Below are 13,103 nucleotides of genomic sequence, written 5' to 3'. Positions count from 1 at the left end.
CATATATGATGTGTGAATCAAGAGAACTTTTCTGATTCTGAGCGTAAAATATTTAAATCAGGCAGTTATCTTGGAATTGAGACAAAGCTTCAATTTTTCTGTTATAAGAACTCAAGTGTGACCCGTTTATTAAGGATACGAATAAGACATCATGGCAATTTCAAGTTTTGGCAAAATTTTAACCGTACTGGATTTATTTTCCGTTTCACGACCAGTGATTAATGTCGATATTATTTGCGAAGAACTTGGCTTGTCTAAACCGACCAGCTACCGTTATCTGAAAGAACTCGTATCAGCCGACTTATTAAAACGTATTAATGGTACTTCTGGCGATTACACTTTAGGCTCAAAAATAGCAGTTCTTGACTATGTATCTAGAACAACCGATCCATTGGTCCAAATCAGCACGCCATTTATGCGAAATATTGTAGAGCGTACTGAACTTTGCTGTTTACTCACCTATTTAAATGATGACTACTGCATTGATATTCATCATGAGATTTTTAAAGATACTGAATTACTTTCATATGGTCGAGGCTGCCCACGCCCAATTTATGTTGGGGCTTCACCAAAAACGATGGTTTCACATTTAAGTAAACAGCGCATGCATGACTACTATGAACGTTTTCAACATGAGCTGTCTGAATCAGGTTTTGCTGTAGACGAACCTAGCTTTATTCAACGTATGCGTAAAATAAAAAAACAAGGCTTCTATTTCTCGCAAGGTGAGATTGACCCGAATGTTTCAGGGCTTGCTGTACCCGTTCGTTTTTCGAGTAAAGAAGTTCCTTTGGCTTTAACGTTAGTCGCATCAAAGAACCGCTTTGATTTTTTAAATATTGAAAAGTTGATTGAAATTTTGCAAGAAAACGCGGCATTGATTGAGCAGCGCTTTATGGAACTTTCAGAAAAGGGCGAGATCTAAAATAATATTTTTGATAATTTAAAGTTTTCTTACACTTTGAAGCATTGAAAATATCCAAATATTCTCATATTATGATTTTAGCACCTATTGATGATTCTTTTCATCAGCAGCTCATCAATAGTAGGCTCTCCCTCAGAGGAATAAGCTCATGTTGCCATCATGGGCTTTTTTCTTGCCCAATTTTTAGAAAAAACTTATGAAAATTTGAACTGACGAAAAGTCAGATTAATGCGTGGTTGTAAAATCTTGGTTGAACGATTTAAACGGTGTTGCCAATATTGTTGAGTCTCACCACGCATCACAATAAGTTGACCCGGTTGTAACCACATCTCAACTTTTTCTTTAGTTTGAATATGCCTAAAAGAGAACTTTCGCGTTGCTCCAAAACTTAAAGAGGCAATTGTAGTGGTTCTGGCTAAAGACACATCCGAATCACTATGCCAAGCCATTCCTTGAGTTCCGTCTTCATAAAGATTTGCCAAGCAAGAATTAAATTTTTCTGAAAGGCTCTTCTCTACTTGCTGTTTTAGCTGAGCAAGTGCTTTGTCCCACGGTAAAGAATCACGAAAGACACCAGAATATTTATATCGATAATGCTCATCTCCATACCAAGCAACTTTACGAGGTGTTATAAAGTGCTTGCCATATAGCTTCGCTTCATCATGTCGCCACGCCAAATGGTGGTACAAATAATGAAAATATTGTTCAGCTTCTTCGGCAGTTAAAATACATCCATAATCCTGAACCTCACCATCATAAGGCAATAAGTTTGAACAAGGTTCCGGAGAAAATAAATCTAATGTCATGCAATCTCCCCTTGCTGCTTAGCCATCTCCCAAGCTAACAATGCCAGTTTACGCCCTTTTTGCCAATGGTACTCACCGACCATTCCTGTTGCGCGAATGACCCGATGACATGGAATTAAATACGCAATCGGATTTTGGCCAATTGCTGTAGCCACTGCTCTGACTGCTTTAGGTTTTCCAATTTGCTCAGCAATATCTTGATAGGTTCGTAACTGCCCTTCGGGAATAGTAAGCAGTGCCTCCCATACTTGTAGCTGAAATGGTGTTCCTGCAAGATTAAGCGGTAATTTCTGCTGTAAATGTTCTGAGAAGTCTTGTCTAAACCACTGTGCAATCTGTTGATGCCAAATCGGAGAGTGATTTTTTAACTGAGCTTTCGGAAAATACTGTTTAACGATTTCTTGTATGTTCTCACTATGATCAACAAAGCGAACAGAACAAATCCCTTTATCACTACTTACTACCAATAAGTCACCAAATGGACTCGTTTCAACTGAATAATTCAGTTCAACGCCATCACCTTGCTGCTTGTATTCACCAGGGGTCATCCCTTCAAGCTGAATAAACAAATCATGTAAACGACCCGTACCCGACAGTCCAGTATTTAAAGCAGTATCTAATAAGCTACGTTGCTGCATTAAATAATATTTTGCTTGCTGCAAACTCATATATTGCACAAACTTCTTAGGGCTAATGCCTACCCATTCTTGGAACTGCCGCTGGATATAACTCGGACTTAAATTCATATATGTAGCGACATCTTCTAAGCTTGGTTGCTGGTCTAGATGTTCATATAAATATTCAATAATTGTGGCAATCGCAGCAAATTGTCGAGAAGAAAGCATTTGCATCTGTCACCTCCTTAGTACTCAATCTTACTTTAAAGTAGCCAAGACACCATGACGACCCGATTCTTGCACTTTCCAATAAAAAAGCCTTTCGCAAGGAAAGGCTTTTGAACATCTTTTTAATTTTATGGCTGCTTTAGGTATGGCCATGCAGCTTTTAAATAAATAAACATTGACCATAAAGTCAAAATAACGGCGGTATATAACAAAGCATAGGCCAATACTTCTAAAGGCTGCCAATTCAACAGGAACACGCTAATCGCAATCATTTGAAATGCAGTTTTATATTTACCGACTGTTGATACGGCTACACTGGTCCGCGCGCCAAGTTCTGCCATCCACTCACGTAAAGCAGACACAGTAATTTCCCGTGAAATAATAACAATTGCAGCGAAAGCCATTGCAATTGTCGGTTTCCACTGCACTAAAACAATAAGTGCAGCTGCAACCATAAGTTTATCTGCAACCGGGTCTAGGAAACGGCCAAATGCTGAAGTCTGGTTTAAAGTTCGTGCTAAATAGCCATCAAACCAGTCGGTTACGGCAGCCAGCACGAAAATAGCCGTCAAGATAATATGACGTGTCATACTTCCTACGTGCTCACCAATACCTATTGCAGGCGGCCAATATGCAATCACCAAAAATACAGGAATAAGCGCAATACGCGCCAAAGTTAGGATATTTGGGATATTCAGGATTCGCCCTGTGGTCATAAACACCGCCAATTTAGTCTTCACGCATCTTTTAACAGACAAAGACACATACTTCAATATTGTATCTATCTGTAACAGCCACTTTATACGAAATATGTGAATCGAGAAAGTAGATTACTTAGGTAAATACCGTAACAGTTTGCCGCAAGATTGCAATTAAATGATCATTTTGATCCCAAAGATATGCATATTCTGTGGAGTACCCCTCAGCTGCATATTCAGTAGTTACTTTATATTTAAACCAGTCACACAACTGGTGCCGAACCGGATGAACATAAGTAATATGCCATGATAAAGAACTTGCAGGTGCAACTTGCTTAAACATAGGCAAAACACCCGGTGGCCAAATATCCATAAGAACAATCAAATCAGATAATGTCATTTGACGATTCGCATGCTGCTCTGGTGAGAACCTTGACCAGCCACCAAAGTCGGGGTGTTTACTTCCCGTTACCGGATAATTCCCCTCAGCCCAACAGACTTCAAAATGCTGAAAGCATTCAGGCATATGTTTCGCAAAAGGAATGACAGATAAATTTTCAGGTGGTACATAAGCAGGGACGACTGGCTCTTGCTTTACCTCAATACTCGATGCACGAGAAGCCCCAAAACTTGCAACCAAAATCGTTTGTACCGCATCATCTTGCCATAAACGCGCTTCAAGCGTAGTGACTGACTTTCCTTCTCTTAAAACTTCAATAGTCAATCGGGCAGCGCCTTGTTGTACAGGGCCTACAAAAGTAACACTACAACTTAATAATCTTTTATTTGAATCTTGAATATAGGAGCATGCCTTTTGCATTAATAACCCAGCAACAAGGCCACCAAAAACGGTGCGGCCCTGTAACCATCATGCAGGTATATCAATCCATTCATTTTGTTTTACATCTTCCCATAGTTGCAGTAATGACATTCATATCCCTAAATCATGCGCATGGTTAAGAAATATCTTTCATCATTTTGACCAATATGTGAATGATCATTCAGCTATTAATTTACGAGCGCTTTTGTCACTCATCTTCTCAAGACATGACTACTCATGCAAAATTTTATAAATCGTTCTTGCCATCACTTCACCTAAGCCCGGCACGACTGTCAGTTCTTTTTCAGATGCTTTTAAAACACCTTGAATCCCACCAAAATGTGTTAATAAATCTCGACGGCGTTTAGGTCCTAAGCCCGGAATTGCTTCTAAAACTGAGGTGCTACGGCGTTTATCACGTTTAGCGCGGTGTTTAGTAATGGCAAAACGGTGAGCTTCATCACGCACCTGTTGAATCAAATGTAGCGCCTTACTATCTTCAGGTAACTGGATTTTTGTGCCATCGGTAAAATGAAGCGTTTCAAGCCCCGGTTTACGGCCTTCACCTTTCGATACACCTACCATAAAAGCTTCTAACCCAAGCTCTTGCATTACTTCCATGGCCATATGGAGCTGGCCTTTACCACCATCAATTAAAAGCAGATCTGGTAACATTGCCTTTTTATAGCGACGCGTTAAAGCTTGGCGCATTGCTGCATAATCGTCACCCGCAGTAATATCTTGAATGGCAAATTGGCGATAGTCCCGTTTACGTGCTCCACCTTGGTCAAACACGACGCATGATGCGATCGGTGCTTCGCCCATGGTATGACTAATATCAAAACATTCAATCCGATCAATTGGACGGCCAACTACCTGCTCAAGCTGGTGGAAACGCTCATTGAGTTCTAAGTGGTTACTCAACTGCCCTTTAATTGCATGTTGAACATTCATTTCGGCAAGTTCTAACCATTCAGCACGTGTTTCTCGTACACTGCTCTTAATCTGGACTTTCTTTCCAAACTGCTGTGCTAAGGCTTCTTCCAGCTCTTTACGGTCAGGTAAGGCAGTATTCACAATCAGTTCGCTTGGTACTTCATCGGCAACCTGAAAGTAAAAGTTTGCCATGAAGTCACTTAGCATTTGACCAAGGTCATCGCCTAACATATCAGGGAAATAGCTTTTACCTCCCAACATACGTCCGTTACGTACATGCATAATCTGCACACATGTCACGCCAGCCTGATAGGCAATTGCCAAAATATCAGCTTCACCTTTCACTTTGAAAACAGCTTGCTGTGCTTGTACTTCGCGAAGTAAAGACAACCGATCTCGATAAAAAACCGCTTTTTCAAATTCAAGATCTGCCGCTGCCTGCTCCATTTTCGCAATCAGTTCCTGGTTTAACTCTTTGGTATCACCTTGTAAGAAACGAATACTGTTATTCACATCTTCTTTGTAATCTTCTGGTGAGACCAAGCCTACACACGGAGCCGAACAACGCTTGATTTGATATTGCAAACATGGACGTTTGCGCTGTGAAAAGTAACTATTTTCACACTGACGGACATTAAAAAGCTTTTGTAAAACCAGTAAGGTATCTCGGGCACTATAAGCACTTGGATAAGGCCCAAAGAATTTACCAATTTGGTGCTTACCTTTGCCACGTCCACTGGCAATTCGCGGATAAGGTTTATCTGCCGATACAAAGATATAGACGTATGACTTGTCGTCTCGCAGCATAATGTTATAAGGCGGACGATGTTGTTTAATTAAGTTTTGTTCTAAAAGCAGCGCTTCGGTTTCTGAACGCGTAACTAGCGTTTCAATATCATAAATTCGAGCGACTAAAGCTTGAGTTTTCGGGTGCTCAATGGTTTTAACAAAATAACTCGACACCCGATTTTTTAGATTTTTAGCTTTACCAACATATAACAACTCCCCCTCTTTCCCTAGCATCTTATAAACGCCTGGAAGTTGGGTCAGATTAGCTAAAATTTTTTCAATATGGGGACGAGCGTTTTGATTCACTATTGGCATACATGGCTTAATATTGAATACCTAATGTGATGTTTTCACCTTTACTTTTCAAGTGCTTTACTGTGCCAGAACCTAAATTTGAAAAGGGATAGGAAACTAGCCCGACAAAGTGTGTCGTACTTCCTTAAGAGTCGAGGCGATAGTAACTATATTTCACATCTTTTTCTTTATAGACCGCATAGGTTTTTTGACGAAAATCTGAGAACCAGCCATTACCCGTATAGCCCGCAATATGCCCGTAAGTATGACCACTGGTACGTTCGATAATATAAATATCCCCTTCTTGAGGACGATTAAATGCCGGCTTGATTTTCTTATAACCATTCTTTTCTAAGGTGTGCCCCCAGTCAGATGCAGCTACAGGATGCTTTGATACATCTGCACCCGCAGCTTGTAAGGCAATGCGAATATTCTTGGCACATTTTTCTTTACTGTGCTTTGCAGACATACTTTCAAGCTTACTTGAGAACTTATGTAGATCAATATTTTGATCTTCCGATTTATGTCGTTTAGAAGCCGGTCGATGAAGTTTTTTATTTCCCGAAGAAGCTTTGCTTAACATCGCTTTCGTTTTTAAGTCACCTTGAGAACTTTCTTCTTTTCTCACTTTGATATGGTGAACATATGCATGAGCTGCGTGATGAGCATGAGCCATTGTAAAACCTACTTCCGCTAACCAAGTCTTCGAAAAAACCGCGCCATTGTAGAATCAAAATTATCTGTTGGCTTTTAATAGTTGTAACAAATTGCCAGCACTGTGAAATAGGTCACAAAATTAATTTGTCGTTTTTAATACCTATAAAAAAACGCCCTTTCGAACTTACTAAAGATTAGTCAATCCCATCTATTTCAACACGATTGACCAAGCACTTATAGAGAGTTTCAGATTAGTTTAAATTATTTAAATAAACTGTTCGCTCTGCAGTTTTTTGAATAAAGCATTGTGTATATTGCATTTCCTGATTTTGCTTACGCATCTCAGCGGTCCAATAATCGGATTGCTTTTGGTAAGTTTCTAAGTCTTTTTCAGGAATTTCATCTACAGTCTTTTGTGCCAGCACCTTACATTCAACATCACGTTTTTTAAACCAATCCGATTGATCTTGTTTAAATTGAGTTTTTTTATCGGCACTCAATTTATCCCAAGTCAGATTTAAGCGTTCCACTTGCTTCGCTTTGTCAGCATCCAATTCTTTTTTACGAACATCCATGGCTTCCTGAGCCAGAGCAGTCTGCTCTTCATTATTTTGCTCAGATATTTGCAGATTTTCTTCAATATTTTCTTCAATCAACTCATTTTCTTTAACATAAGCTGCATATTGCACAGCTTTAGTGGCAACAAAAACCAATCCTTCAATCACACTATTTTGAGTTGGCAAGTCAAACACCAAACCTTCTTTATCTGTTTTTGTAATGTTATAGAAAAAGTCACCTTTCAATTGATCATTTTCAAGGGTCAAAGAGGATTCATTATCCGAAAAATAGTCATTGAGCGTATCCGATTCTTTATCAGAATGACGCAACTCTTCAATATATGCTTTTTCCGCACGTTTTTGTAAACCTTTAGGAAATGAAACAACCAATTGGCTTTCACAGCTGAGTTGTGTATTTTTTTGGCTTTCATCTTCTAACGGTAAAGTGCGAACATTTTTAATTTCAAACTTCAAACCTTGATTAATTTTATTAAGAATATCCGTATCAACCTGATATTGACTTTGCCTTAAACTACGTTCGATTTGTTTCAAATATTCTTTTTTCAAAGAGGTTTGAATCTGATTTAAATTATCAGGGTATGTACAGCTCCAATCCGAAATTGCCTCGACTTTTTCTGTTTTTGATTTTGGCTCTGGCTTAGATTTACCACATCCAGTCAATATCACTGCTGCAGTGAATGTAGTTATTACTAAAGCTTGTTTCATCACCGTATTCATTTATATTCCACGCAAATTTTTAAAATTTATTAAGTACAAGAAAGGCATATATTTACCAGTCGCCTTATCATCCCAATAATTAAAATAGAATTCACCTGAAATTTTAAATAAAATACTCCCCACGCTAATAATCATCGTTTTAAATGCATAAAAATAAATCTAAATTATTTAAATAATCACAATAAAAAAACGCCCTTTCGGGCGCTTTCATTAAAATACGTATGGTCGAACAAAAATCAGGAAGAAAATTCCAAGCATGAGGAACCATTTCAAGAAGTAATACAACTTACGATTACTAGCTTTTAAAGCTTTAGCTTTAATACGAATTTGATAAACATAACCAAAGGCTTTATTTAAGCCCCCTGTTTGGTCACCTGTTTCATTCGGTGAGCTTGCCGCAGTCATTACGTTACGACCAAACCAATGATTGAAACGTTCCATCCATTTTACTTTCATTGGACGTTCAACATCGGCAAAGAAGATGATACGGTTTTGATCGGTCTTATTTTCAGCATAGTGAATATAAGTTTCGTCAAACACGACACTTTGACCGTCACGCCAAGAGTATCTTTCACCATCTACATCAATGAAACAACGGTCATCATTTGGAGTAATCAGACCCAAATGATAACGGAGTGACCCTGCATAGGGATCACGGTGTTTTACCAAACGGCTGTCAGGAGCAAGCTCTGTAAACATTGCCGCTTTAATCGTTGGTAATGTTTTGAGTAAAGCCGTTGTTTTTGGGCAAAGTTCAGCAGCTGAAGGATGGCTTGATTCATACCACTTGAGGTAAAAACGTTTCCACCCTGTTTTAAAGAACGAGTTAAAACCTAAATCATTGTAGGTACTTGATGCTTTAATCCCACCTTGGTCATATAAAGCTTTCGCTTCATCTCGAATCATTTCCCAATTTTCATCTAACACTTTTAAATCTTTAAAGTGTTGAGTGTCGATATAGGGTTGATTCGGTACCTTTGAAAAGATGTACATTAAAAAGTTAATCGGTGCGAGCAAGGTTGAATGGTCAAAAAATTGACGATAAAACGAGTGACGCACTTTGCCGCGATGTTGGATATACAATGCAGATATCACAAAAATCGCTAATATGATCCACTTAATCATATTGCTACTCTTTCAAAGTTTAGGGCAACCTTACCTTAATTTTCTAAGGTAATAGCAACCGGAAGTTTATTTAATTGGCGCAAATTTTAACAAAATTGACTTATAAAAAGCGAATGTAAAAAATTAAAAGTGTATTTCGGAAAATTAAGAGGCCTTAATATAAAAAAAGCGCTTAATTTGTTATGGTGATCATTCATTAGAAAATTGTGACTTTGTAGTCGATTTTTTTAGACATTACACCAGAACAATTGACCTTTTTGACAAGAAGTGAATAGGATAAAATTCTCATTTTTTATATAATAAATTAAAGATTTATACTTTTTATAAATAAAAACTTAAATTAAAACAAAAGCCTTTACTCAGCAGCTATCTCTATGATTTTCTTTATGCATTTAATTGGTATGAATTCAATTAAAAATAAGATGACCCTTGCGTCACGGCTTGATACAACTTGTCGGGTTCTTTTTAGATATAGTTATCGTAAGATTAGCGAAGCATAAATGTGTACCGGAGCTGTACACACGCTTCATAACATCAACTTAGAAATCCTCCAAAACTAAGGAGATCAGGCATGATCCACGCTGGCAATGCCATTACCGTCCAAATGCTTGCGGACGGAATTGCAGAATTCCGCTTTGACTTACAAGGTGAGTCGGTCAATAAATTCAACCGTGCAACAATTGAAGATTTCAAAGCTGCTATCGCGGCTGTAAAAGCTAATAACGATATTAAAGGCTTAGTTGTTACCTCGGGCAAATCTACATTCATTGTTGGTGCAGATATTACCGAATTTGGTCAAAACTTTGCACAAGGCGAAAAAGCGATTGTTGACTGGCTTATGCCTGTTCACGAAATCTTCAATAGCTTTGAAGATTTAGACCTTCCAAAAGTTGCTGCTATTAACGGCATGGCTTTGGGTGGTGGTTTTGAAATGTGTTTAGTTTGTGACTATCGCGTGATGTCAGAAGCTGCACAAGTCGGTTTACCAGAAATCAAACTCGGTATTTACCCTGGTTTCGGTGGTAGTGTTCGTTTAAGCCGTCTCATTGGTATTGATAATGCAGTTGAATGGATGGCAATGGCTACTCCAAAGAAACCGGCTGCTGCACTTAAAGATGGCGCTGTAGATGCTGTGGTTGCTGCGGACAAATTACTTGACGCTGCTACTGACCTGGTCAAACAAGCGATTTCTGGTCGTTTAAACTGGAAAGCAAAACGCCAAGAAAAACTTGAAGCTGTAAAATTGAACCCACTTGAACAAATGATGGCGTTCAACACAGCAAAAGGTGCGGTACTTGCTAAAGCAAATCCTGCTCAATACCCTGCTCCAAAATTATTACTTGATTCATTACAAGCTGGTGCAAGCCTTGCACGTGATGAAGCGTTAAAAGCTGAGGCTGAAGGCTTTGCCAAAGCAGCCGTAACTCCTCAAGCTGAAGCATTAATTGGTTTATTCATTAATGACCAAGTTGTTAAAAAAGCATCTAAGCAACATGAAAAGGGTGCTCACCCTGTAAACCAAGCTGCTGTACTTGGCGCGGGTATCATGGGTGGTGGTATTGCTTACCAAGCGGCAAGCAAAGGCACTCCAATCATCATGAAAGATATTGGTAACCCACAACTTGCATTAGGTATGAAAGAAGCAAACAACTTGTTAACCAAGCAAGTTGAACGCAAGAAAATGAAACCTGCGCAAATGGGTGAAACACTTGCTCGCATCCGTCCTACTTTAAGCTACGAAGAGTTTAAAGAAGTCGACATCGTGATCGAAGCGGTAACTGAAAATCCAAAAGTAAAAGAAATCGTACTTGCTGAAACTGAGAAAAATGTTCGTGAAAACACGATCATTGCTTCTAATACTTCTACCATTTCAATTACACGTTTAGCAAAAGCATTACAACGTCCTGAAAACTTCGTTGGTATGCACTTCTTCAACCCAGTTCACATGATGCCACTTGTTGAAGTTATTCGTGGTGAAAAAACTTCTGAAGAAGCAATTGCAACTACGGTCGTGCTTGCTCAAAAAATGGGTAAAACACCAATCGTTGTAAATGACTGCCCAGGATTCTTGGTTAACCGTGTATTGTTCCCTTACTTCGGTGCATTTGACCTTCTTGTAAAAGACGGCGCAGATTTCCAGCAAATCGACAATGTAATGTCTAAGTTCGGTTGGCCAATGGGTCCTGCTTATCTGATCGATGTTGTAGGTATCGATACAGGTGTACATGGTGCTGAAGTGATGGCTGAAGGTTTCCCTGACCGTATGAAGCCAGACTACAAAGGCGCGATCGAAGCAATGTACGAAGCGAAGCGTCTTGGTCAAAAGAATGATGTAGGTTTCTACAAATACGAACTCGATAAGAAAGGCAAGAAAGCAAAAACTGTTGATCCAACAGCGTATGAAGTGATTGCTCCATTCGTAACTGGCGAAAAACGCGAATTTGATAACCAAGAAATTATTGACCGTATGATGCTTGCTCTTTGCAATGAAACTGTTCGTTGCTTAGAAGACAACATTGTAGCGACTGCATCTGAGGCAGACATGGCAATGATTATGGGTATTGGTTTCCCTCCATTCCGTGGTGGTCCATGCCGTTACATCGACCAAACAGGTGTTGCTGAATACGTTGCACTTTGCGACAAATATGCGCACTTAGGTAAGGCTTATGAAGCGCCACAAATGTTGCGCGACATGGCTGCTAACAACAAAAAATTCTACGGTTAAGGAGCGACGTGAATGGCTACTTTAAATCCACGTGACGTTGTGATTGTTGATGGCGTTCGTTCTGCCATGGGCAAATCTAAAAACGGTATGTTCCGTAATGTACGTGCCGACAGTTTATCTGCTGAACTTGTACGTGCGCTCGTTGCCCGTAACCAGTTTGATGTAAATGAAGTTGAAGACCTGATTTGGGGCTGTGTAAACCAGACCCTAGAACAAGGTATGAACATTGGTCGTAACATCGGTTTATTGGCTGGCTTGCCTAAAACTGTGGCTGGTCAAACAGTTAACCGTCTTTGTGGTTCTTCTATGCAAGCGATCCACACTGCGGCTGCACAAATTGCAACAAACCAAGGTGATATCTTCATTATTGGTGGTGTAGAGCATATGGGTCACGTAGGCATGATGCACGGCATCGACCTTAACCCTGAAGCATCTAAACACTACGCTAAAGCATCTAATATGATGGGCTTAACTGCTGAAATGTTAGGTCGCATGAACGGCATTACCCGTGAAGAACAAGATGCGTTCGGTGTTGAATCTCACCGTCGTGCTTGGGCTGCAACTCAAGAAGGCCGTTTCAAAAATGAAATCATTGGTGTTGAAGGCCACGATGCAAATGGCTTTAAAATCCTTTGCGACATCGATGAAGTGATTCGTCCAGATGCAAACCTTGAAGCGTTCAAAGCATTAAAACCTGTATTTGACCCTAAAGGTGGTTCAGTAACAGCAGCAACATCTTCTGCTCTTTCTGATGGCGCTTCTGCAATGTTGCTTATGTCTGCTGAACGTGCACAAGCATTAGGTTTAAAACCACGTGCCGTGATCCGCTCTATGGCGGTTGCTGGTTGTGATGCAGCAATCATGGGTTATGGTCCAGTTCCAGCAACTCAAAAAGCGCTTAAACGTGCTGGCTTATCAATTGCTGATATCCAGACTGTTGAGTTAAATGAAGCATTTGCTGCACAAGGCTTGTCTGTTCTTAAAGGCTTAGGTCTATATGACAAACAAGACATCGTGAACTTAAATGGTGGTGCAATCGCTCTTGGTCACCCACTAGGCTGTTCAGGTGCTCGTATCACCACTACGTTGTTAAATGTAATGGAACAACAAGATACTCAAATCGGTCTTGCAACGATGTGTATCGGCCTTGGTCAAGGTATCGCAACAGTGATCGAACGTGTTTAATTA

10 protein-coding genes and 1 pseudogene are annotated in these 13,103 nt (G+C 39.6%); 3 read left to right on the top strand and 8 right to left on the bottom strand.

Features of this window, described 5'->3' with window-relative positions; all coding sequences use genetic code 11:
* The first annotated feature begins 151 nt into the window (after window positions 1-151).
* Entirely contained in the window at window positions 152-925 is a 774-nt protein-coding gene (locus tag EGS71_RS14750; RefSeq protein ID WP_001018361.1) for an IclR family transcriptional regulator, read from the top strand.
* A gap of 194 nt (window positions 926-1,119) precedes the next feature.
* Here EGS71_RS14750 and EGS71_RS14745 read toward each other — a convergent pair whose 3' ends face one another.
* The 8 genes and pseudogenes from EGS71_RS14745 to lpxO form a co-directional block, all read right to left on the bottom strand.
* Window positions 1,120-1,731, bottom strand: a complete 612-nt coding sequence (locus tag EGS71_RS14745) for an alpha-ketoglutarate-dependent dioxygenase AlkB family protein (RefSeq protein WP_000171255.1) — start codon at window positions 1,729-1,731, stop codon at window positions 1,120-1,122.
* Window positions 1,728-2,582 carry a methylated-DNA--[protein]-cysteine S-methyltransferase gene (locus EGS71_RS14740; RefSeq protein ID WP_001178154.1) on the bottom strand — a complete coding sequence of 285 codons (855 nt, stop codon included), beginning with the start codon at window positions 2,580-2,582 and terminating at the stop codon, window positions 1,728-1,730. Before EGS71_RS14740 ends, EGS71_RS14745 begins: the two co-directional genes overlap by 4 nt.
* Before the next feature lie 122 nt (window positions 2,583-2,704).
* A complete protein-coding gene (gene pgsA / locus EGS71_RS14735) occupies window positions 2,705-3,292 on the bottom strand; it encodes a CDP-diacylglycerol--glycerol-3-phosphate 3-phosphatidyltransferase (protein WP_000206941.1) in 588 nt (195 codons plus the stop codon).
* A gap of 118 nt (window positions 3,293-3,410) precedes the next feature.
* Window positions 3,411-4,205 (bottom strand): annotated as a pseudogene (locus EGS71_RS14730) (thioesterase family protein).
* Between the two features lie 120 nt (window positions 4,206-4,325).
* Window positions 4,326-6,125, bottom strand: a complete 1,800-nt coding sequence (gene uvrC / locus EGS71_RS14725) for an excinuclease ABC subunit UvrC (RefSeq protein WP_012300759.1) — start codon at window positions 6,123-6,125, stop codon at window positions 4,326-4,328.
* Window positions 6,126-6,258: 133 nt separating this feature from the next.
* Window positions 6,259-6,789: a peptidoglycan hydrolase gene (locus tag EGS71_RS14720; protein ID WP_000929592.1), complete on the bottom strand. Its 531-nt coding sequence runs from the start codon at window positions 6,787-6,789 to the stop codon at window positions 6,259-6,261.
* Between the two features lie 232 nt (window positions 6,790-7,021).
* The gene (locus tag EGS71_RS14715) at window positions 7,022-8,065 is read right to left on the bottom strand and encodes a lysozyme inhibitor LprI family protein (protein WP_001099004.1); all 1,044 of its coding nucleotides are present in this window, start codon (window positions 8,063-8,065) and stop codon (window positions 7,022-7,024) included.
* Window positions 8,066-8,275: 210 nt separating this feature from the next.
* Entirely contained in the window at window positions 8,276-9,190 is a 915-nt protein-coding gene (lpxO, locus tag EGS71_RS14710; protein WP_000598896.1) for a lipid A hydroxylase LpxO, read from the bottom strand.
* 571 nt (window positions 9,191-9,761) lie between these two features.
* On the opposite strand from lpxO, the gene fadB reads away from it, so the two are divergent.
* Window positions 9,762-11,915 carry a fatty acid oxidation complex subunit alpha FadB gene (gene fadB, locus EGS71_RS14705; protein WP_000580938.1) on the top strand — a complete coding sequence of 718 codons (2,154 nt, stop codon included), beginning with the start codon at window positions 9,762-9,764 and terminating at the stop codon, window positions 11,913-11,915.
* Window positions 11,916-11,927: 12 nt separating this feature from the next.
* Window positions 11,928-13,100 (top strand): acetyl-CoA C-acyltransferase FadA, encoded by a 1,173-nt coding sequence (gene fadA, locus EGS71_RS14700; RefSeq protein WP_000212712.1) that lies wholly within the window; start codon window positions 11,928-11,930, stop codon window positions 13,098-13,100.
* Window positions 13,101-13,103 lie beyond the last annotated feature (3 nt).

This window comes from Acinetobacter sp. FDAARGOS_559, assembly GCF_003940475.1.
Classification (GTDB): domain Bacteria; phylum Pseudomonadota; class Gammaproteobacteria; order Pseudomonadales; family Moraxellaceae; genus Acinetobacter; species Acinetobacter baumannii.
The sequence above is the reverse complement of the archived record's forward strand: the minus strand, read 5'-3'. Positions and strand labels throughout refer to the sequence as shown.

What these genes read in the sequence shown, in the direction of transcription:
- EGS71_RS14750 (WP_001018361.1), top strand. Translation starts at nt 152, where the DNA reads ATGGCAATTTCAAGTTTTGGCAAAATTTTAACCGTACTGGATTTATTT.
- EGS71_RS14745 (WP_000171255.1), bottom strand. Translation starts at nt 1,731, where the DNA reads ATGACATTAGATTTATTTTCTCCGGAACCTTGTTCAAACTTATTGCCT.
- EGS71_RS14740 (WP_001178154.1), bottom strand. Translation starts at nt 2,582, where the DNA reads ATGCAAATGCTTTCTTCTCGACAATTTGCTGCGATTGCCACAATTATT.
- pgsA (WP_000206941.1), bottom strand. Translation starts at nt 3,292, where the DNA reads ATGACCACAGGGCGAATCCTGAATATCCCAAATATCCTAACTTTGGCG.
- EGS71_RS14720 (WP_000929592.1), bottom strand. Translation starts at nt 6,789, where the DNA reads ATGGCTCATGCTCATCACGCAGCTCATGCATATGTTCACCATATCAAA.
- EGS71_RS14715 (WP_001099004.1), bottom strand. Translation starts at nt 8,065, where the DNA reads ATGAATACGGTGATGAAACAAGCTTTAGTAATAACTACATTCACTGCA.
- lpxO (WP_000598896.1), bottom strand. Translation starts at nt 9,190, where the DNA reads ATGATTAAGTGGATCATATTAGCGATTTTTGTGATATCTGCATTGTAT.
- fadB (WP_000580938.1), top strand. Translation starts at nt 9,762, where the DNA reads ATGATCCACGCTGGCAATGCCATTACCGTCCAAATGCTTGCGGACGGA.
- fadA (WP_000212712.1), top strand. Translation starts at nt 11,928, where the DNA reads ATGGCTACTTTAAATCCACGTGACGTTGTGATTGTTGATGGCGTTCGT.